Origin of the sequence: Autumnicola musiva (genome assembly GCF_031846585.1) — a bacterium.
Lineage (GTDB): Bacteria > Bacteroidota > Bacteroidia > Flavobacteriales > Flavobacteriaceae > Autumnicola > Autumnicola musiva.
Window position 1 is genome coordinate 22,161 of record NZ_JAVRHK010000002.1, and the last position, 21,683, is coordinate 43,843.

A 21,683-nucleotide genomic window follows, 5' to 3' on the forward strand; every position below is an offset into this window, starting at 1 on the left:
TATTTATATTTTTACAGATCTAAAAATCACAAAACCGAAGCCTGCGAAGAGCATCAGGTGAAAAATGATCAGGCTAAAGTCGTTTAGTAAAAAGGCACTGTAAATTGCAAAGCCAAAATATAAGAAACACAAAATTTCAAGGATTGTGTTTCCTGAAATATTCCGTGAAATATATTTATTGTCTTTCCAGGAGGTCTTTAACGAATCAATATTAAATTTTGGTGTACGTACAAAAGCAGATTTTTTTCCGAAGTGTCCTTCCAGCACGGCCAGTGAATTATGAACTGAAAAACCCATGGCTACTGAGAAAAATGTGAAAAACATAGCCACGAAATTAAAGAAGCTTTTAAGGCCTTTTCCGTGGATTTTTGACCAGGCTGCGTAATAGCAAAAAATGAAAATTATGGTACTGATTGCAAAAAAGGCAGCTACATTAAAGTACCAGCCCAATTGCGCATTATGGTTTTTTATAAAAAGTACCGGCACACTTAAAATGGCTAATAAAAGCACAATAAGGAACATGCTGGAATTAAGCAGATGAAAAAAAGCATGAAATTTAGTTTTTGCAGATATTCCTTTATTCTTAAAAATTTTAGAATAGTTTTTTCTGAAATTTTCAGCACCACCTTTATTCCAGCGAAACTGCTGCGATTTTGCCGCACTCATTACTATGGGTAGCTCAGCGGGGGTTTCTACTTCTTCAAGATATTTAAATTGCCAGTTTTTAAGCTGCGCCCGGTAACTCAAATCCAGGTCTTCGGTTAAAGTATCTCCGCTCCAGTTACCGGCTTCAAGAATACATTGTTTTCTCCAGACTCCGGCGGTTCCATTAAAATTGATAAAATGCTTACCGAAATTCCGTCCTGTTTGTTCCAGGATAAAATGAAAATCAAGGGCAAATGCCTGGATTTTGGTAAGAAGGGAATAATTTCGGTTTAAATGCCCCCAGCGGGTTTGTACCACTCCAATGGTTGGATCTTTAAAATATAGCACCGTTTTTAAAAGCCAGTCTCTGTTCGGTAAAAAATCGGAGTCAAAAATGGCAATAAATTCTCCATTTGCAGTTTTAAGGCCTTCTCTTAAAGCGCCGGCTTTAAATCCTTTTCGGTCCTTCCTGGTGATATGCTGAATATCCAACCCCGATTTTTTCAATTCCTGAACAATCGCTCTGGTTTTTTTCAAAGACTCATCGGTGGAATCATCCAAGACCTGGATTTCCAGTTTTTCCCGGGGATAATCAATCTCAGCAATGTTTTTCAGCAAGCGTTCTACAACATATATTTCATTATACAGAGGCAACTGAATGGTAACAGTTGGGATTTCGGAATCATTAGAAAAATTAAATTTTTCAGAAGTTTCCCCTGATTTTTTGGATTTTATATAATTCAGCAGCAGCTGTAACTGCGATATGCTGTAAAAGAAAATCAGCAGCAGGGCAAGGGTATATATTATGATAATGGCTAAATCCATTATTTAAAGCTGTATTTAAAAATCCACCCCAGGATCTTTACACCTGCAAAGATAGCGCCTTTAACCGTGCCCGAAACTTTGGAAATACCAATGCGGTTTTTGTAACGTACAGGAATTTCAGTGTAAGTGAGATGTTGTTTTATAGCTTTTAACTGCATTTCTATCGTCCAGCCATAGGTTTTGTCCTGCATGTTCAGCACAAGCAATTTTTTATATTTTATTGCTCTAAAAGGTCCAAGATCTGTAAAGCGGGCATTAAAGAAAAGTTTCATAAGGGAAGTGGCCAGCCAGTTTCCAAAAATCTGGGGGAAAGTCATAGAGCCTTTATCGCGCAATCTCTTTACCCGGGCACCTACCACAAAATCAATATTATCATCAATTATAGGAGCGGTGATTTTTGTTAATTCTGAAGGATAATCACTGTAATCGCCATCAAGAAAAACAACAATATCGGGTTTAACAGTCTGCTCCGCGAGATATTCCATTCCTTTAAGGCAGGCATAACCATAACCTTTTCTTGGCTCGAATAAAACAGTGGCGCCGGCAGCTTCCGCATTTTTTTCGGTAGCATCGGTGGAATTGTTGTTTACCACAACCACTTCATCTACCACTTCAGGAATTTCTGAGATTACCTTACCAATAGATGCCGCCTCATTAAATGCAGGAATAATAACTTTCACCCTCATTGAGGGGCTTAATTCCCGATTTGCCTCGGATTTATTAATTTTTTTTTTCAATTCATCCATCGTTGGCTTGCCACGAGGTTCTTGATTTGGGGGCATTGAAATTTGAGGTTTTTTGAAGCTCTCCCGGAAACTAATAATTGGTACGCAAATAAAAGGCTTTACTTACAATTATTTGCTTTTCTGCTTAATTAAGTCCATTAGATCCACATCATTTCCCAGCAATACTTCTTCAGAATTAATCCGGCCTTCCTGCGGACCATCTTCCAGTTTTAAAACACCACGAGGGCAGACTGCAGAGCAAATTCCGCAGCCAACACAACTGGAACGCACCACATTTTGCCCTTTTTGAGCATACGCCCTAACATCTATTCCCATCTCGCAATAGGTAGAGCAATTCCCGCAGGAAATACATTGGCCACCGTTGGTAGTAATTCTGAAACGAGAAAATAGCCGCTGTTGCATTCCCAAAATAGCAGCCATGGGACAGCCGAAGCGACACCAGACCCTGTTGCCGAAAATTGGATAAAATCCAACCCCAATTACCCCGGAAAAAGCAGCCCCAATCAAGAAACCGTACCACTGGCGCAATTGCCCCCCGTGGAAAAAGAAAATGTTTCCATTGCCGCTAAAATAATTAATGCCAATAATGGCGAGGATGATTGCCAGGTAAGCAATGGCGCCACGCTTGGCATCCTCAGCAAGTTGTTCCCTCTTAAAGATCATGATTAATGCGAAGAAGAGTGTTAGAAAACCGGCAGAACCCCACAAAAAGACATCTTTCGTGAGCCAGGTTTCACCGGGATTTTCATTTAGAAAGCTATAGACCACAGCAATGGTCATTACCACCACAAATACAAGTACGCTATGTATTACCCAGCGCTCGATTTTCCAGGCTTTTAAAGATTTATCTGAAAGCTGCCTATATGGATCGCCGGCAGTTTCAGCTAATCCGCCACAACCGCAAACCCAGGAACAATACCAACGTTTTCCGTATTTATAAGTTAGAATTGGAGTAATTACAAAAATGGAAGCAATGCCAAAAAAAAGCATTATCATTCCGATATTTCCTGCGGAAAAAAATGTTTCCAGCTTATAATCGGCAAAAAGATCATAATTAAGCGGCCAGATATTAGCCGGATTGAAATAAGGCTGATTTAGCCGAACCAGAATTTCAGGAATCAGGAATGCAAAGCCCAACTGGAAAAACATCACTGAAAAAGTGCGGAGAACTTCGTACCGGTTATGGCGGTACTTCAGAATAAATTTATAACCAAAAATTAGAATGGCAAGTGTGTAGAGCGTGCCATACATAAACCACTGGCTGGCGGGATTCCCGCTGATAAGCCGGCTAAGCGGATCAAAAAGAGCCACGAGACCGGTGTTTTCGCCATCAGGATTTAATCCCAGATATTCCGGAAACCAATAGAGAACAATATAGAGCAGTGTGAGGCCAATACCTAATATCCATGCCCAAAAGCCACGGCCGCTAAGCGATTTAAACCAAACCCCGTTGTTTTTAATCCCCGCATGTTTTCCCAGGTATGCGTCGTTGGCAAAAATTATAGTTCCTAAAGTTATCAGGCCAATTGAAAGACTTAGAAAAAGGGTTTTATTCGGAAAATTGACGTTAAAGGCGGACAATAGAAGAATTGCCAATCCCACCAAACCAATCGCAGAAGCAACTTTTTGAGTATTGGAAATTGTTTTTGGCGGTTCTCCCGTAAGGGACATATTATGGTGAATTTTTGTGCTCATGTTTTAGAATTAATCAACTAATTTTCCTCGTTTACAAAATCATTTTTAAAACTCATGAAAATCTCCTTTTCATGTCGGTCATAAAATTCCGGGTCAAAATTGGCTTCCCGTAAATTTGCCAGGACATGATTTATTGTTCGCCCCTCGTTCAACCAAAGGTCAAAAATCTCGTGGCGCATGCGAAGCCCAAAGGTATTAATGCCATTAAACCTAGTATTTTCAGTATTAAACGAAATAGTAATGGCTTTTGTGCCATCTTTATGCTGCCAGTGAAAATGTTGCTCATTAGCTTTTGGCCGTGCCCAAACCCAGCCGTAGGTCTGGTATTCAATGTCAAAAAATTTGGCGCTGTTAAACCAGTTACCGGGATTATATTTCATTTTCCTGCCAGTTAAAGTTTGCGCCACAGCTTCTCCCATCATCCTGCCGGTGTACCACACCGCTTCCACCGGTTTTCGCTGGCCTATAACCTCGCGCTGTTGTGCACAGTCGCCAATAGCGTAAACATCTGGAATATTTGTTTGAAGATAATTATTAACAAGGATTCCTTTGTCTAATTCCAGTTTGGTTTTTCTTAAAAAATCTACATTTGGCCGCACCCCCGTACATAATCCCACCAATTGGCAGGCGATTTCTTCCCCGCTTTTTGTGATTACTGCGCGAACTTTATCATTTTTATCAGAAAGTATTTTATCCAATTCAGTTTCATTCAGTATTTCAACTCCGTGGGATTTAATGTGGTCAGAAATCATTTTTGCATCTGCATGAGGTAAAACATTTCCCCAAAATACTTTTTCCCTTACCAGAATTGTAACTTCAATGTTCCTGGTTCGGAGCATTTCTGCCAGTTCCACGGCAATTAAACCACCGCCTACCACTATGGCATGCCGGCAACTGGCCGTATTTTCTTCCAGAAGCTGAAGGTCCTGTTTGGTAACCAAACCCTGTACTCCATCTAAATCCTGCCCTTCCCAACCAAATTTATTATAGACAGAACCCGTAGCGATGATGAGTTTATCGTAAACCAGCGGATCACCAACGGCAAATAATAATTTTTTAGCTTCAAAATCTATTTTTTCCACCCTGCCATACTTCAGTTCAATCCTGTTTTTTTTCCAGAACCAATCTTCATAAGGTTTTAGATGTTCCCATTTCATGTGGCCCATATAAACATACATGAGGGCGGTGCGTGAAAAAAAATATTCGCTTTCATCAGAAATCACGGTGATTTTTTTATCCGAATTCTTCCGGATATGTCTCGACGCTGTAATTCCCGAAATTCCATTCCCAATAATAACAATGTGCTCCATAATTTTTTATAGTTTTAGAGGGTTTGGAAAGATATTGGTGTCACTTATTTGGTGAAGGCTTAGACGAAAATTTCTTCTCAAACTTAAAATTAAATTCAGATGAAGCATTTTACCTTTTTGATATTCTTTTTCTCTGCATTTCTTTCTGCACAAAGTAATGCGGAATTCTTTGATAAAGCAGATGATTTTTTCCGATCCTATGTAGAGAACGGTAAGGTAAATTACGCTGAAATTAAGCAGAATCGCAACGAATTGCAGGAGTTATTAAACCTGGCTAAAAGCTTTAATCCAACTCCTGAAAATGAAGATATTTATAAAGCCTTCTGGATTAATGCCTATAATCTTGCGGTTATAGATGGAATTGTAGACAGGTATCCGGTTAAATCACCTCTCGATATTAAAGGCTTTTTTGATGAAGAGAAACACAGTTTGGGGCAGAAATCGGTCACTTTGGATGAAATAGAGCATGAAAATCTTTTTGGCAGGTTTCCTTCTGAAGAAAGATTTCATTTTGTCTTGGTTTGCGCAGCAAAAAGCTGTCCGCCTTTATATTCCAGGGCTTATATACCCGAAAACCTAAATGAGCAACTGGAACGACAAACCAAAGATGCCCTGAATGATCCACAATTCATCAAAATTGAAAATGATACAATACTGTTTTCGGAAATTCTTAAATGGTACAAAGAAGATTTTACCCAAAACGGAAAAAGCCTGCTGCAGTATGTGAATCAATACCGGGAAAATAAAATTCCTTCAGGAACAAAGACCGGATTTTATGACTACAACTGGAACCTCAATGCGCTATAAGGGAACATTGTCTTTTTGCAAATTTTAGCAGTTTTATTACTGTTTCATGTAGTTCAGCAACAGCCACCACCATCGTAGTGGAAAGTAGATTCGCTTATAAAAATATCATCTCTTCCCAAATCAGCTAATGCTTTGACTGTTTTGTCACAGACTGCCAGCGGCTGATTCTGTAAAAGAACGTGGCCTTTTTTGTCATCAAAATAGCCTTCATTTCCATAATAAATAGCAGCTTTTCCGGTAAAAATGCAGGGGCCATCCTCAGGCATGGGATCTTTAATGGCGGCCACTTCAACAGATTCGATATAAATTAATTCTTCTGTGGGATAATGTTTTGGATCAAGGATGCGGTATGGTTTCCTCGCCCTTATTTCAATAGTTCCAAAGCCTACATCAGTGAGTGCTTTTACATATTCCTCCAGGGGAAGAGAACCGCTTAAACATAAAGCCCGGAGTTGTTCGTCATTTCGCAATACTTCATTCATCTGTTGTTCACAAATAGGATCGCTCATTACCAGCCTTCCGTGAGGTTTCAGAACACGGTACATTTCTTTAAGCGCTTTAGTAAGATCTTCAGTTTTAAAAATATTAAAAAGACAGTTTTGGGCGGCAACATCAACAGAATTATCTTCCACAGGCAAATCCAGGGCATCTCCTTGTTTGAGATCTACATAGCTACTCTTAAACCATTCAGCGTTCCGTTTATATTTAAGGCAGATTTAATTCCGGTGATATCTCAGCTGTCAATCTTATTTCCTCCTTCTCGATAGGCTTCGGTCAACACAAATCCCAAACAGGATTTAAAGCATTCATTTTGAATTTCAATATACTTTTGGCATCCCCATCAGGATCGATGAAAACTTCAAAATCGTTGTCATAAATATGGTATCCCATTGCTTTAATGTGGCCCAGGTATGAGGTTATTCTAATTTTGCAAAGATATAAAAATACTCCTCATCCCAAAGCATTCTTGCCTTGCATTGGTTCTATAATTATGGGTTTTATCTCCTTCAATACCTATAAAATCTGCAGTCCATTTTGCTTCTTCCAGCTTCTCTTCAGCTTTACCATCTATAGTAATTACTTCTAAAGTTTTATTCGTCACATAAACATGGGGAGTTTCTTGCACAACAGCATTCAGAAAAAAAAGCGAACCAAGAATGAATAAAAAGGATTTCACCTAAAGACTATTATTTTTTACAAAATCAAGGATCTCGCTTATCCTTCCAAGGCGACACCGGTCACCGTATCTGCCGCACCATAATGGAACACTAATTTATCTTCTTCATAAGAATGGAGGGCAGCGCATGGAAAAAGAACATTGGGCACATCCCCGGTAATTTCATAAAGCTCAGCCGGCGGCATAAGATATGGCTGCGACCTGTATTTTACTTTATCAGGTTCATGTTCTTCAAGAATTGCCGCACCAATAGAGTACCTAAACCCATTGCGGGTGGCAATTACTCCATGGTAGAACATCAGCCAACCTTCATCTTTAAGAATTGGGATTGGGCCTGCACCAACTTTGGTACATTGCCAGGCACTATCTTCAAACGGTGCAACTTTTATTACAGAGCGATGTTCTCCCCAGTACTTCATATCTGGACTATAACAATATAAATATCCCCAAAAGCCGTGTGGGCATTAACACAGGTACGACTCAGCATCGCATATTTTCCATTTATTTTCTCCGGAAATAAAACGTCGTTCCTGTTAAAAGGCGAGAATGCATTTTCGCACTGGAAGAATTCCTTAAAATCAAAAGTTTAGCCAATGCCAATGGTTGGACCATGATAGCCATTGCACCAGGTAATCCAGTAGCGGTTTTCAATAAAAGTTACCCAAGGATCGTACTTATATTCGAAATCTATAGTTTGGGTGTTTCCCGCCTGAAAATTTATTGGCTTATATTCAATATTCCAGTTTATACCGTCTTTACTAAAACCGGCAAAAATATTCATTTGCACCGCTTTGTTATCAAATCTAAAAACGCCGGCAAAACCATCTTCGAAAGGCACTACGGCACTATTAAAAATACTGTTGGATATGGGAATGGCATATCGATCTATAATAGGATTCTGGTCATGACGCCATAATACATCTTTGGATTTTTGATGTTTATCCTGCCATGGTATGTTCTTCATCATCTTTAAATTTTACTTTATCCAGCCAGGTGAATTTTAAAATTAACGAGATTATTAAAAATACGGCAAGCGTGATCCACATTTTGCCATAATCCCGCACCACCAAAAATATCGGTAATAAAATCATACTGGACTGCCAGACTATTCCAACAATACAGTTGAACATATCCAGCCAAAATTGGTCGTTTTTTTCTACTTTTTCATCTTTTAAATTTTCCCTTACCGGTTTCCACCAACCCCATGGATGCACATTTTTGTAAAAAGATTTTAGGGTGACCATATCTGTTGGTTGGGTGAAAAATGTTCCCAGTAAAGACCCCAGAATGGAGCAGACCAGGATAATTGGAAACAGGTAAATGGCAGGTATTTCTGCAAGTTCATGTAAAAGAGTATCAACTTCCAGATTTGCTTTGTTCTGATCTAAAATAAATTGTAGTGTCGCCACAATTAATCCTGCCAGCATCCCCCAAAAATAGCCCCAGCCATTAAAACGCCACCAGATCCATTTCAGGAAATTTGCTGCAACATAACCACCGTAAAGGGAACTAGTAATCCACAAGGTTATGGAGTTAATTGAATCTGCAAAAAAGCCCATTACCACACCAAGAATTACCACCGCAAAGGAGGCAATGTGGCTGGCTTTTACATAATGCTCATCAGAAGCTACTGGTTTAAGGTATTTTTTATAAATATCGTTGACAATATAAGCGGGCCCGGCATTTACAAAGGCTGAAAAAGTTGACATAAATGCCGCGAGCAAACCGGCCAGCAATAAGCCTTTGATCCCAACAGGCACCTGGTTATTAATCACTTTAGGCAGTATCACCTCAAGATCATTCCCGGTTACAGCACCGCTTTCCACCATTTGCGGGGCTATAAAGAATAATCCCAGCAACACGATGCCGGCAATAAGCAGGTAACGAGGAATAAAAAGTACCAGATTGGTAAATCCGCTCATATACGCGGCCTCTTTTACGCTTCGGGTAGAAAGGATACGCTGCATATCGTACCCGGGAGTGGGACCGGCTACACTGGAGAAAAAACCTTTAAAGATCGTCATCCCTATAAAAGCACTGAACATCTTATAACCCTGAGTATCTATAAGATGGTTAAATTCCTGATAATCCCCGGACCAGAATCCGGTAAGCTCATTTCCGAAGAAGACATTTTTCCATTCTTCAGGTATCACATTGTTTACCTCAACATCGGTAAAAGCCATGAACGTATACCCTGCAACTAAAATCCCTGCAACTACCATAATACCGTATTGCAATACTTCAGTAGTCACTACAGAAAACATTCCGCCTTTAATGGTATAGATCGTGGTGAAAAATATAATTAACAAGGCATAAATCTGTTCAGAAGTAAACAAATTTGCCCCGGCCAGATTTAAGCTTAAATCCCAGGGGAGAATTACCGTCAAAAATTTACCGGCGCCTTCAAAGAAATACGCGATAAAACCGATGGAAGCAACCACGGCGAATATTGCCACAATTAAATGCGACGCCCGGCCTGCCTTACCGTCGCCAAAACGGGTTAGTATCCATTCAGACCCCGTCATCACCCTGGAGCGCCTAATCCATACCGCCAGAAACATCATAACAAAAACCTGGTTGAAAACCGGCCACATCCACATAAACATAAAACTCTTTACCCCATAGAGAAAAAGTATACCCACCATCCAGGCGGTACCCGATACATCGAACATCCCCGAGCCGTTACTAAGGCCCAGGTAATACCATTTTATAGTTTTACCTCCTAGAAAATAAGAATCCAGGCCTCTGCTCGCTTTTTTCGATACCCAAACCCCAACACCAAGCGTTAATAAAATATAAAGTACAATTATGATTACATCTACTATATGCATTAATCCTGATTGTTTTTGGCCACGCCCCAATTCTTGTTAGGTTCACTGCCCATCGTTAATTCCAATTTCCCTCCTTCTAAAATTTGCTTATGGCTTATTGAAGTTTGGTTAAACTCCTCACCATTCAATTTGGCCGACTGGATATAGAAATTTTCAGGAGAGACATTTTCAGCCTCTATAGTACACTGTGTCTCGTTTTCCAGATTAATTGTTGATTTTTGAAAAATCGGGCTACCAATCTCATAGCTTGCACCAGCGGGATTAAAAGGATATAAACCCATAGCACTGAAGACATACCAGGCAGACATTTGCCCTGCATCTTCGTTCCCGCTTAATCCATTTGGAGAAGTGTTGTACTGCGTATTTAAAATTTTATGAACGTAATATGGGGTAAGCCAGGGTTTACCTGCTTTATTAAATAAATAAGCGATATGGTGGCTAGGCTCATTTCCATGGGCATACTGGCCTATGAGACCTGAAGTATCTGCAGAAGTATGCTCTCCAGTAATCTCTGAACTTTCATTAAAAAGCTGTTCTAACTTTTCAGTAAATGGCTCTTCCCCGCCATGAAATTCAATTAAGCCTTCCGGTTGATGTAACACAAACCAACTATGTTGCCAGGCATTACCTTCTGTATAATCGGTATTAACCCGGTGTTGAGAATGCTTTGGATCAAAAGGGGTATGCCAGTTTCCATCAGAAGATTTTCCGCGCATAAAGCCGGTTTCAGGATCAAAATGTTTTTTGTAGCCTTCAAACCTTTTCAAAAAATATTGGTAATCTTCTTCTTCACACAGTGCTTTGGCCATTTGGGCCACTGATTTGTTTCCAAAATCATAAGGTACATATCCATTTTTTTTATATTCCTTCAGGCTTCGCTGGTCCTGCATCATAGTATTCTTCATCGCCTCGTATGCTTTTTCTGCATCAAAACCTTTTATTCCTTTAAAATAGGCTTCAGCAATAACAGGAATTGAATGGTAGCCGGTCATGGTATTGGTTTCATTTCCATAGAGCGTCCAAACCGGCAGAGAGCCGCTTTCTTCATAATAGGCGAGCATGGAATTGATGATGTCTGAAGTCCTTCCGGGGTCGGTAATGGTGAGAAGTGGATTTTCAGCTCTAAATGTATCCCAAAGAGACAAAGTTGAATAGGTTATCCCACCGGCTTTAGCGATACTATCGTTTTGCAAGCGGAATTCCCCGTTTTTATCACTGAAAGTAACCGGAGATAAATTTGAGTGATACAGGAGGGTATAAAAAATGGTTTTCAAAGAATCAACCGGAGTTTCCACAATAATATCAGAAAGTGCTTTTTCCCATACTCGATTGGATTTAGTTTTAATATTTTCAAAGTCGAAGTTTGCATCACTATCCAGGTTTTCTTTCGCGTTTTTCAGGCTCACTGAAGAAAGAGCCACCGCTACCTGAAGTTCTTTATTTTCTTTCCTGAAATATAGCTGTGCTGAAGTTTTGTTATTGCTTACCTGGGATCCGGAAACCGCTTCTCCTGCTGAATATAATTCAGATTCAGTAATTGGCCTGGGAAATTTTGCCACAAAAAACACCTTTTGGTTTTTGGCCCAGCCTGTACTATGGCGGTATCCTGTGATTGTATTTTCATCTTCTATCTTAATAGAAGTTTGGGTGGAATTATCCCAGTTTATAGCAAAACCAAAATCGATAATTACAGACTGCCTTTCTCCCTCTCGAAAAGTATAATGATGATATCCCGGTCTTGTAGTAGCGGTTAATTCAACATTCACATCAAAATCCTGCAGATATAATTGATAATAACCAGGCCGTGCTGTTTCATTATTACGGGAATAACCGGAGAGGTAGGGAATATCATTTCTTTCTTTTACCTGCGTGGTAAGATCTATTTTTTTATTTACCGGCATAAGCAGAATATCGGCAAGATCACCAATCCTGGTACCGGAAAGGTGTGAATGACTAAAACCTGCCACCAGGGAATCTGAATAGTGATAACCGGAGCACCAGTCCCACCCGCTTAAGCCATTATCCGGACTTAACTGCAACATCCCAAATGGGCGGCTTGTCCCCGGGAATGTATGCCCATGACCGCCGGTGCCGATAAATGGATCTACATATATTGCTGATTTTTGTTTCTTTGGGAAACCCTGTACATTTTCCTGCTCTGCCTTTTTAAATGATATTAAGAAAAGTACCAGGCTTAGAAATGTGCAATATCTTCTTATCATAAGTTGATTTTTCGAATTATAGCCGACTTAGTGCCACTTATATGCTAAATATTTATATATTTCTCAATAAATAAAAAGTTATTAGACCAATAACATTCCTGAAAAGACAAACAACTTAATAGTTAAGAAAACTAAAAAATTGGCAACGCATAAATTCAGAAAAAACTTCCTGTCCTTTCCGAAAATTGTAAACTATGAGATTAAACCCAGCCACCACGTTATTTTCTGGAGCATATATTTTTTGATAAACACGCTACGTTGGGGGAGCTATTATGAAGATTATATTTTATCACTAAAAGGAAATATGCTTGGTTTTCCCATACACATGTTTCTATGCTATGTAACCATCTATTTCCTTATTCCGAAGTTTATTTACAAAAAATTTTATATACTTTTTTCCACATCGCTATTTCTGCTCATTTTTTGTCTGGTAATTGTAAAATTTGAGCTCACCTATTTCTTAATTAACAATAATGTATGGCCTGAAGGTCCCGAAACCAATAACCTTACGGTTAATTACATGATCCAGATGATGTTGGGGGAGCTTTATGTGATTTCTTTTGTAACCTCTATAAAAATTACGATTGATTATCTTTCAACAAACAGGAAAGCCGCAAAACTGGAACAATCAAAATTAGAAACTGAACTCCGCTTTTTACGCTCCCAGATTTCACCTCATTTCTTTTTTAATACTTTGAACAATATTTATTCGCTTAGCTTGGAAAAATCTGAAAAAGCTCCGGATGTTATTTTGAAATTATCTGAGTTAATGCGCTATTTATTATATGAGACCAAAAATAAGCAACAAAGCCTTGAAAAGGAGATTCTTTGTATACAAAACTACCTGGATCTTGAACGCATTAGGCATGGTGAAAATCTTGACATAAAAATGGAAATCTCAGGAGGTATAATTGGGAAAAAAGTTGCTCCCATGCTATTAATTCCTTTTGTGGAAAATGCCTTTAAACACGGGATAAATGCAAATATTGGTGAAGTTTTTGTGAATATTAACATTAAAATTGAAGAAGAATTTCTATATTTTGATATTACTAATCCCATTACTAAATCCAAAAGTAAGCGAATGCTTAAAGATAATAATAATGGTGGCATAGGGATTTCTAACGTGAGAAAGAGACTGGAATTAGGTTATTCCCAAAATGAATACGATTTGAAAATTTTCGAAAAGGATAATCTTTTTCAAATTTTTCTAAAAATAAAATTAAGATGAGCCTTACGTGCGTAATAATTGATGATGAACCTCTGGCTATTAAGGTTATAAAGAATTTTATCGAACAGATGAACGAATTAACCCTGAAGTCTACTTTTAACAATGCTGTGGAGAGTATACAATATATTCAGGAACATGAGGAAATAGATCTGATTTTTCTGGACATTAATATGCCCATGTTGGACGGGTACAGCTTTTTAGAAAGTCTGAAGAAAAAACCCGATGTAATTATTACCACCGCGCATGAAGAATATGCTGTAAAAGGATACGAAATGGAAATTTTAGATTATCTGGTAAAACCAGTTTCTTTCCCTAGGTTTGTTAAGGCAATAAACAAAGCCAAAAGTCAAAATTCTATTCATGTTTCTTCAAAAACACAAACACAAACACAAACAGAAGCAGAGCACATCTTTATAAAGATTGATAAAAAGCTCATGAAGAAGATCTATCTGGAAGAGATACTGGTAGTAGAAAGTTTGAAAGATTATATAAAAATTGTCACCCTTACCGGGAAATATATAGTTCACCAGACCTTGAGCAGCTTTACCGATTCGCTCCCTCAAGACAGGTTTATTCGTATACACCGCAGCTACACTATTGCCATTTCCAAAGTACAGGCCATAGAAGGTAGCAGCGTAGAAATTGCAGGTTTCAGATATGTAATTGGTCGGAGTTATCTTAGTAAATTTAAGGAGGCCATTCTAAAATAGACACTATCCCACAAAGTGTATAAAGTTTAAATAACAGGGGGTGGACTTTTTTAAAGTTTGACCCTTTTTCATAGATTGTTAGGAACTGATTTAAAATGATACCTCAATTCCTGATGGGCATTAACCACTTTTTAGTAGCTTCCCTTGTAGCCAAATATAAAGACTTCATAACGGCCTCATCTGTTGGAAGGATAATTTATTTTTGGTTTACTTCCTGATTTTCCCATTGAGGTTCTCGATAAGGTTAGTGGTCGTTTGGGGACCATCATGGGATTAAAGGAAGAGCATTGCGATCCCTGGGAACCTGGATCTGTGATTCCCCGAAGGACGTTTGTACCATTTTCTGACCAAAACCATAACGAGCACTAAGGTTATCGAACTTGTAGTTTTTATTATAGCCCAGATGGCCATCGAGTTCACCTTCAAGCATCTTTTCGATACCTCGCTTTTTGAATTGTTTCAAAAAGCCGTTGAGTTCGTCTCCGCTTTTGAACTGCTTCAAAAACTCAATTTATGAGATAGTACTCTAAAATAAAATTTTTAATCTTGCTTTCTTCTTGTTTTTAAAAAATACTTCGGATTCACTCCGTACTTTTCTTTGAAGATTTTAGAGAAATAACTACGGTTGTTAAGCCCTATAGCCACTACAATTTCAGAAATATTCCTGTCTGAATTAATCAGCATCCCTTTAGCTGCCTCCAGTTTAATATGCTGCATGTATTTATTAACAGTAAGATCATATACATATTTAAAGCCTTCCTGTAGTTTGTTGACATTTGTGCCTGCTTCTTTGGCCAGCGATTCCACTGTAAGATTACTTCCAAGATCCCCCTGAATTCTTTTAGCCACATAATCTACTTTTTGAATGTCTGATTTTCTTAAGATTTGAGGTAGCCTGTCTTCATCCTCATCATCCTGATATTGGGAAATCTGGATAACCAACATTTCAAAAGCTTTACCCTCAAGAAACAAAGACCTCAAAAACCCGGTAAGGTCCTTACGATTTATTTCATCCATTAAATCGGCAGCTTTAATACTGTAATTACCCTGATAGAAAAATTGCCTTTCAGAAACTTCATCTATAAAAAGTTCTTTCAAGGTGGGGTTCAGATCCTTGAAATCATAATTAGACCTGTGAGTAAAAACCGACCTTATTATTTCCAGGCTGGAAACATAAGTGGACTCATTAGCTTTAAAATGCAGGGAATGGCCATTGTAGCCGCTACTTGAAACTATAATATTCTGATAAGTATCAATAGTATTGATTTTATGGGCGTCCTGAAAAGAATGACCTACCCTACCTTCTGAACAAAAAATAAATTTTAAGGGATGTACGGTATTTAAAATAAAGCCAATCTCCACATCCTGAAAAAACTTACAATTATAGGTAATAATTCCTATGCCGGAGTCAAAATTTGCACCTCTTATATAACCTTCTCCTATATCTTCCGGAAGATTCACTGTTAATTCTCCACTCCCATCTGTTATAGAAGCATTTAAGGATTCTGCAATGTCATAAATTATTTCCTTTACTGGTAAGGTCTTAACGTCTATTCTCATATTGTGGGGCTTCATCAGCCACTTATATTCACCCGCAAAGGGTCTGATCTAATTCAACAATTTTTAAAATCTCCCTGCTTAAACCAAGGTTGTAGTAAAATTAATATTTGCCAATAATTCCAACATATACACTGTAGATATTATGGCAATACAGGTAACAGTCGTTTGAAAAACGTTAGAACCCGTTGTTAATGTGGCACGGAAACATCATATAACCATTGTTTACAGTAATAATTAAACTAATAACAGTAATTAAAATGGATAAAAACATAGAAATTTGCTCAATAATTCAAAGGCTGAACTTCGCACATTTTGTCTTTTTTAACCTCCCGAGAAATATGACATTATTCTTAATTTTACTTGGCCTCGAAATCCTGATTGTACTTATAATTTCCTTTTTCCTTCTAAGAAAAATTCACAGAGTTAACAGGAATAGTAATCCTTTTTAGAGTAGATTATATTTTATAAATATACCTGATCTTCAATTTATACAATTTTCTCCAACTTCCCCAAATTTATCAAGATTCTTTAACTATTGTTGATGAATTTTAATTGGTTTCCTGGAAATCTTAATTTTTATTTTCTTTTATTTTAGCATTTCATTTATTCAATCCTTATGGGGAGTCGAGTTCAAACTGTTATATTTAAATAAAATATTATGTCTAAAAATTATTACGATCCAGCCGATTTGCGAAAATTCGGAGAAATTACAGAATGGAGTGAAGAACTGGGAAATAAGTTCTTTGACTATTACGGAAAAGTTTTTGAAGAGGGAGCCCTTTCCGCCAGGGAAAAATCTTTAATCGCCCTTGCCGTGAGCCACGTGGTAAAATGTCCTTATTGTATTGATGCCTATACCAAAGACGGACTTCAGAGAGGCATTACCAAAGAAGAAATGATGGAAGCTGTACATGCAGGAGCGGCTATAGAAAGTGGCGCCACTTTGGTACACGGTGTACAAATGATGAATAAGTACAAAAAATTAAGTATGTAATTTCACCTGAAGCTGTTCGTCTAAACTTCTATAAAATTACGTTTACTTCTGATTTACTCTTCCCTTAGATCAGAAGATTTTGCGTTTATTGAATTTTCTCTATGTCCATAAAGTCACTTAAAGCAAGAAAAGATAAATTATCCAGTGCTGCCAACCAGCTGGAATTTTTAAATGATGGCCTGTTTGAAGAAGGAGAATTACCACGGTTTAAAGATAAAATTGCAGAAACAGGCAATTTTCCCTTCAAACCAAAAAAACTTGAAATTCTCCAGATTAACCTTGGCTACATGTGCAATCAGGTATGCTCGCATTGCCATGTAGATGCCGGGCCGGACAGGAAGGAAATCATGACGATGGAAACCATGCAGCAATGCCTGGAAGTGATAAAAACCACAGGTGCCCATACTTTAGATTTGACAGGCGGCGCACCCGAGATGCACCCGGATTTTCGCTGGTTTGTGGAAGAAGCTGCCAAAGCCGGTGTAAATGATTTTATTGTAAGGTCTAATCTTACCATTATACTAGCCAATAAAAAATATCATGACCTCCCCGATTTTTTCAGGAAACATAATGTTCATGTTGTTTCTTCCCTCCCTTTTTATAAACGGGAAAAAACAGATAAACAGCGCGGCAGCGGAGTGTTTGATAAGTCTATAAGAGCACTTCAAATGCTCAATGACGTTGGATACGCTAAAGAAGGCACCGGTTTAAAACTTGATTTGGTTTACAATCCTTCCGGAGCATTCCTTCCAACCAATCAGGAGGCTATGCAACGTGACTTTAAAAAAGCATTAAAAGAAGATTTCAATATAGATTTCGATAATCTTTTCGCCATTACCAATCTTCCCATAAGCCGCTTTCTGGAGTATCTTATTGCTTCTGAAAATTATGAAGATTATATGTATGCCCTGGTTGAAGCATATAATCCCGCGGCTGTGGAGAATGTTATGTGCACCAACACCATTTCGGTAAGTTGGGACGGCTGGCTTTATGACTGTGATTTTAACCAGATGTTGGAACTTAAGGTAAACAGCAAGGTAAAGCATATTAGCGATTATAATGAAGATGTTCTTAACAACAGGAAAATTATAATTTCACAACATTGTTATGGTTGCACCGCAGGTGCAGGCAGCAGCTGCCAGGGAAGCGTCACAAAATAACTTATTAAATGCAGCAAAATAAAGAAAAGCGTTTACTTCTAATTTTTACCCGAAATCCCGAACCAGGGAAAGTTAAAACCCGGTTGGCCAAGGATATCGGGAATGACGCAGCCCTGGATATTTATAAATTTCTCCTGGACCACACGGTTTCTATTACAAAAAATCTGCCTGTAAAAAAGCAGGTTTTCTTTTCTGAAGTAATCCCGGGCAACGATAATTGGAAAGAAAATATCTATGAAAAAAAAATTCAGAAGGGAAAGGATCTTGGAGAACGAATGGAAAATGCTTTTAAAGAAGGTTTTCTTGCAGGGTTTCGCGAAATAATTATTATTGGAAGCGACATCTACGATCTTAAACAACAGGACCTGGAGCTGGCTTTTGATGAACTTAAGAAGAACGATTATGTTATAGGCCCGGCGAGTGACGGAGGTTACTATTTATTAGGAATGAAATCCCTAAATCCCGATTTATTTAAAAATAAGGCCTGGGGCAGCAATTCAGTCTTAGAATCTACCCTTGAAGATATAAAAAACAACCAAATTAAATTACTCGAAGAGCGTAATGATGTAGATGTGTATTCAGACATTAAAGACCACCCTACCTTCAGTAAATTTTTAAAATAATGAATTTATGATTAAAGAAATAGCAGAATCTACAGATTTTCTCAAGTCCAAAGGCTTTGATGCGCCTGAAATTGGAATAATTTTAGGAAGCGGCCTGGGAAAACTTGTGGAGGAAATTGAAATTGAATCAGAAGTAAGCTATAACCATATACCTTATTTTCCTACTGCCACTGTTGAATTCCATAAAGGAAAACTGATCTACGGAAGCATGGAAGGTAAAAAAGTAGTCGTAATGCAGGGTAGGTTCCACTTATATGAGGGTTATACCCTGCAGGATGTCACCTATCCGGTAAGGGTAATGAAACATTTAGGCATACATAAATTACTGATTTCTAATGCTTCCGGTTCCATCAACTTAAACTTCAAAAAAGGTGAAATCATGCTTATAGACGATCATATCAACCTGCAGGGCGGTTCTCCCCTGGCTTTTAATGGAGTGGAACATCTGGGCGAGCGCTTTGTGGATATGAGCCAACCTTATAATCTTGAAATGAATAATTTATTGGAAACTGCCGCCAAAAATAACGGTATCACCCTGCACAAAGGTATTTATACCGCTGTCTTGGGGCCGCAACTGGAAACCCGGGCAGAATATCGTTACCTCAAAATAATAGGTGCAGATGCCGTGGGTATGAGTACCGTTCCTGAAGTTATTGTTGCCAATCATTTAAGAATTCCGGTTTCCGCGGTGTCGGTGATTACAGATGAAGGTAATCCTGATGATTTAGAACCTGTAGATATTAACGATATTCTGGCTATGGCTGCAAAAGCCGAACCGCAAATGATCACACTTTTTAAAGAAGTAATTAAAGCACTGTAAATATGAGCTACCTTGAAACCACCAGAAACGTTTACCGTGACGCTGCATTGACTCCCGACGTGGGATTATGCTGCACCACAAATCCTGTTTGGGAATTACCTGGCCTTAAAATTCCTAAAATCATGCAGGAGATGAACTACGGTTGCGGCAGCACCGTGCACCCCAGAGATCTTTCCAATAATCCCAGTATATTATATGTTGGCGTTGGCGGCGGAATGGAACTGCTTCAGTTCGCTTATTTTTCACGGAAAGAAAATGGTGTTATAGGGGTAGATTCTGTTGATGAAATGCTGGAGGCTTCAAGAAAGAATTTTAATGAAGCTGAACTTCAGAATGAATAATCCCGGAGATATTGATAATTCCTGGGAAGTAGAAATCGTGATGCCCTGGGAAGTTTTGACAGAAGCCAGCAACAGTGGTGAAATTCCGGTAAATTATTTTTGGCGTATGAATTTCTCACGTGTTATGGGACCACGTTCTTGAAAATGGTACTTCTTCCAGGAAGAAGGATGAGAACGGAAATTTTTTGCCGGAGTACAATTGGGTATGGGCTCTGCATGGCATCAATATGCATAAGCCGGAGCATTGGGACTACGTTTATTTTAGCGATAAAAAACCTTCAGCTATTCCTGAAGATGAATATATTCGCTGAAAATGTATGAATTATATCGTGCCCAAACATGATCTTGCTACATTTGGTGGGACACTAAGTTAAGGGTAATAATTAAAAACCTTAACTTTATAAAACGATGAAGGAAAATAATCAAAAGCCATTTTCCCAATTCAACCATGAGTGTGAAGAAGCCTCTCCAAGATATTATGCGGTACAGCTTTTAGATTATGATATAAAGGCTGAACTTACAGCAACACAAAGAACCGGAATCCAGCGATTCACCTTTCCTGAAGATAGCCTTTTTGTGCCGCAGGATATTCCGGGGCTAATCCAAAAGACCGGAGGAAAAGAATGCTTTACTCAGAAACTGGATTCCATGTTTAACTGGTATCCGAAAAGGGGAGATAAATCGCCTATTTTTAGTAGCGGAATGATTGGCCAGTATGTCCATGGAAATGAGCCCAGCCATCATGTGACTTATCTATATGATTATATGGGCATACCGTCAGAAATCCAGCGGCTGGTTCATGAAATCCTTACTGAACAATACAAAAACGAGCCTAAAGGGCACTGCGGAAATGGAGATTGCGGGCAAATGTTTTCCTGGTATATCTTCAGTTCGCCAAGATTTTATCTCGTAAATCCGGCGCAGGGTACTTATTTATTAGGAGCCCCTTTATCTGAGCAGGCTAAAATTCAGTTAGAAGATGATAAGAAATTTGTCGTAAGAACAACCATTTTTAGCCCGGAAAATCAATTTGTTGCGAATATCAAATTGAAATATATTACCCATAAATAAATTACGAGCGGTGGAGATTTACTATTTTGAAATGATAAACGAACCGGTAGATGATATGCTGAAAACGCCGGAGCCGAATATAATTTATTGATTTTTAATTAATTATTTGAAGATAAAGTCATCCTTACCTAATTCAGGGCTTATTGGAAAATAACATATGAGATGCTGAAACAAGTGCAGCATCATTGTAACGAAAATTGTTTCCGATTTATGACAGAATAAAACCTAAACCACGATTTTATGAAATTGGTTAAAATATTGCTTTTTTATTCTAATTACTGCTACAAGCTGTGGCGAAAAAAATCCTTCTTTTAAGAAGAAGATTTGGTTCTGGTATCAAAGAAATAGTAGCCTATGCGCAGGAAAAAGAATCCGCGTAACTCCTGAAATAGAAATGCCGACACCCGTAATGTGTACCATTGCTGCTTACCCGTGGTGGTCCTGTGCCGGTGAGCCTATTGCGGTATCCTCAGACGGTATCTGGCCAATTACCAGCATTTACTGCGCAGGAAAGGATTCCACTTTTAAGTTTCTGGAAGAGGTTCTTACAGAAGTCATGGAACTGTTTCAGGAAAATATATTCACGTAGGCGGAGATGAAGCCATAAAAACCAACTGGAAAATCTGTCCGGATTGCTAGCGCAGGATTAAGGAAAAAGGACTTGGTTCCCTCGCAGCCGGTTTATACTCTGGTCAAGCCATCTTTTCAGAAAATCAACGTTCATCTCGATGAGAATTATTTTTCCTGTGAAACCTTGACCATAGAATCAACCTTCTACAGAAAATCTAAACCTAAAGATTAATAAATAACAAGGTTTTCAAAAATTTCCTTATCAATTTCATAACATAAGACTTTTCTAAAAAAAATACTGATTCAATGATTTTTTAATTAAATTAATTAGTGTATGATTCAAATAAA

General features: G+C 38.4%; 18 protein-coding genes and 6 pseudogenes. 12 read left to right on the forward strand and 12 right to left on the reverse strand.

The features are described from left to right. Nucleotides 1-3 precede the first annotated feature (3 nt). The 4 genes from RM539_RS02425 to RM539_RS02440 form a co-directional block, all read right to left on the reverse strand. Nucleotides 4-1,470: a cellulose synthase family protein gene (locus RM539_RS02425; RefSeq protein ID WP_311501912.1), complete on the reverse strand. Its 1,467-nt coding sequence runs from the start codon at nucleotides 1,468-1,470 to the stop codon at nucleotides 4-6. Next, entirely contained in the window at nucleotides 1,470-2,156 is a 687-nt protein-coding gene (locus RM539_RS02430; protein ID WP_311502281.1) for a glycosyltransferase family 2 protein, read from the reverse strand. Before RM539_RS02430 ends, RM539_RS02425 begins: the two co-directional genes overlap by 1 nt. 168 nt (nucleotides 2,157-2,324) lie before the next feature. Continuing rightward, a complete protein-coding gene (locus RM539_RS02435) occupies nucleotides 2,325-3,911 on the reverse strand; it encodes a 4Fe-4S binding protein (RefSeq protein ID WP_311501913.1) in 1,587 nt (528 codons plus the stop codon). A 17-nt stretch (nucleotides 3,912-3,928) separates the two neighbouring features. Continuing rightward, nucleotides 3,929-5,221 (reverse strand): NAD(P)/FAD-dependent oxidoreductase, encoded by a 1,293-nt coding sequence (locus RM539_RS02440; RefSeq protein WP_311501914.1) that lies wholly within the window; start codon nucleotides 5,219-5,221, stop codon nucleotides 3,929-3,931. Between the two features lie 99 nt (nucleotides 5,222-5,320). Here RM539_RS02440 and RM539_RS02445 point away from each other — a divergent pair, with 99 nt between their 5' ends. Then, nucleotides 5,321-6,028 (forward strand): DUF547 domain-containing protein, encoded by a 708-nt coding sequence (locus RM539_RS02445; protein ID WP_311501915.1) that lies wholly within the window; start codon nucleotides 5,321-5,323, stop codon nucleotides 6,026-6,028. A gap of 53 nt (nucleotides 6,029-6,081) precedes the next feature. Here the strand turns inward: RM539_RS02445 and RM539_RS02450 are convergent. The 5 genes and pseudogenes from RM539_RS02450 to RM539_RS02470 all read right to left on the reverse strand — a co-directional run. After that, a pseudogene (locus RM539_RS02450) lies at nucleotides 6,082-6,717 on the reverse strand (methyltransferase domain-containing protein); the annotation flags it as partial. A gap of 233 nt (nucleotides 6,718-6,950) precedes the next feature. Beyond that, complete coding sequence (locus tag RM539_RS02455; protein WP_311501916.1) at nucleotides 6,951-7,205, reverse strand: hypothetical protein; 255 nt, start codon at nucleotides 7,203-7,205, stop codon at nucleotides 6,951-6,953. Next, nucleotides 7,206-8,172: pseudogene (locus RM539_RS02460) on the reverse strand (glycoside hydrolase family 130 protein). Then, on the reverse strand, nucleotides 8,144-10,036 hold the full coding sequence (locus RM539_RS02465) for a sodium:solute symporter family protein (RefSeq protein WP_311501917.1): 1,893 nt from the start codon (nucleotides 10,034-10,036) through the stop codon (nucleotides 8,144-8,146). The pseudogene RM539_RS02460 and the gene RM539_RS02465 overlap by 29 nt, the downstream one beginning before the upstream one ends. Continuing rightward, entirely contained in the window at nucleotides 10,036-12,258 is a 2,223-nt protein-coding gene (locus tag RM539_RS02470) for a GH92 family glycosyl hydrolase (protein ID WP_311501918.1), read from the reverse strand. Before RM539_RS02470 ends, RM539_RS02465 begins: the two co-directional genes overlap by 1 nt. 139 nt (nucleotides 12,259-12,397) lie before the next feature. Between RM539_RS02470 and RM539_RS02475 the strand changes: the two genes are divergently transcribed. Together RM539_RS02475 and RM539_RS02480 are read left to right on the forward strand one after the other, a co-directional pair. After that, nucleotides 12,398-13,486, forward strand: coding sequence for a sensor histidine kinase (locus tag RM539_RS02475; RefSeq protein ID WP_311501919.1), 1,089 nt, complete (start codon nucleotides 12,398-12,400; stop codon nucleotides 13,484-13,486). Next, on the forward strand, nucleotides 13,483-14,196 hold the full coding sequence (locus RM539_RS02480) for a LytR/AlgR family response regulator transcription factor (RefSeq protein WP_311501920.1): 714 nt from the start codon (nucleotides 13,483-13,485) through the stop codon (nucleotides 14,194-14,196). Before RM539_RS02475 ends, RM539_RS02480 begins: the two co-directional genes overlap by 4 nt. 103 nt (nucleotides 14,197-14,299) lie before the next feature. Here RM539_RS02480 and RM539_RS20055 read toward each other — a convergent pair. From RM539_RS20055 to RM539_RS02490, 3 genes and pseudogenes are all read right to left on the reverse strand, one after another. Further along, nucleotides 14,300-14,448, reverse strand: a pseudogene (locus RM539_RS20055) (transposase); the annotation flags it as partial. Further along, nucleotides 14,448-14,707, reverse strand: a pseudogene (locus RM539_RS02485) (transposase); the annotation flags it as partial. The pseudogenes RM539_RS02485 and RM539_RS20055, both read right to left, overlap by 1 nt. 29 nt (nucleotides 14,708-14,736) lie before the next feature. Beyond that, the gene (locus tag RM539_RS02490) at nucleotides 14,737-15,756 is read right to left on the reverse strand and encodes a helix-turn-helix domain-containing protein (RefSeq protein WP_311501922.1); all 1,020 of its coding nucleotides are present in this window, start codon (nucleotides 15,754-15,756) and stop codon (nucleotides 14,737-14,739) included. A 658-nt stretch (nucleotides 15,757-16,414) separates the two neighbouring features. On the opposite strand from RM539_RS02490, the gene RM539_RS02495 reads away from it, so the two are divergent. The 9 genes and pseudogenes from RM539_RS02495 to RM539_RS20060 form a co-directional block, all read left to right on the forward strand. Continuing rightward, on the forward strand, nucleotides 16,415-16,750 hold the full coding sequence (locus RM539_RS02495; RefSeq protein WP_143411608.1) for an arsenosugar biosynthesis-associated peroxidase-like protein: 336 nt from the start codon (nucleotides 16,415-16,417) through the stop codon (nucleotides 16,748-16,750). Between the two features lie 101 nt (nucleotides 16,751-16,851). After that, entirely contained in the window at nucleotides 16,852-17,910 is a 1,059-nt protein-coding gene (gene arsS, locus RM539_RS02500) for an arsenosugar biosynthesis radical SAM (seleno)protein ArsS (RefSeq protein ID WP_311501923.1), read from the forward strand. Between the two features lie 8 nt (nucleotides 17,911-17,918). After that, nucleotides 17,919-18,533, forward strand: a complete 615-nt coding sequence (locus RM539_RS02505; protein ID WP_311501924.1) for a TIGR04282 family arsenosugar biosynthesis glycosyltransferase — start codon at nucleotides 17,919-17,921, stop codon at nucleotides 18,531-18,533. Between the two features lie 7 nt (nucleotides 18,534-18,540). Then, on the forward strand, nucleotides 18,541-19,353 hold the full coding sequence (locus RM539_RS02510; protein WP_311501925.1) for a purine-nucleoside phosphorylase: 813 nt from the start codon (nucleotides 18,541-18,543) through the stop codon (nucleotides 19,351-19,353). A 2-nt stretch (nucleotides 19,354-19,355) separates the two neighbouring features. Further along, nucleotides 19,356-19,691: pseudogene (locus RM539_RS02515) on the forward strand (arsenosugar biosynthesis arsenite methyltransferase ArsM); the annotation flags it as partial. Continuing rightward, nucleotides 19,669-19,836: a DOMON domain-containing protein gene (locus RM539_RS02520; protein WP_311501926.1), complete on the forward strand. Its 168-nt coding sequence runs from the start codon at nucleotides 19,669-19,671 to the stop codon at nucleotides 19,834-19,836. The pseudogene RM539_RS02515 and the gene RM539_RS02520, both read left to right, overlap by 23 nt. After that, nucleotides 19,814-20,005, forward strand: a complete 192-nt coding sequence (locus RM539_RS02525) for a hypothetical protein (RefSeq protein WP_311501927.1) — start codon at nucleotides 19,814-19,816, stop codon at nucleotides 20,003-20,005. Before RM539_RS02520 ends, RM539_RS02525 begins: the two co-directional genes overlap by 23 nt. A 97-nt stretch (nucleotides 20,006-20,102) precedes the next feature. After that, nucleotides 20,103-20,765: a glycoside hydrolase domain-containing protein gene (locus tag RM539_RS02530; protein WP_311501928.1), complete on the forward strand. Its 663-nt coding sequence runs from the start codon at nucleotides 20,103-20,105 to the stop codon at nucleotides 20,763-20,765. A 335-nt stretch (nucleotides 20,766-21,100) separates the two neighbouring features. Continuing rightward, a pseudogene (locus RM539_RS20060) lies at nucleotides 21,101-21,401 on the forward strand (family 20 glycosylhydrolase); the annotation flags it as partial. Nucleotides 21,402-21,683: the final 282 nt, after the last annotated feature.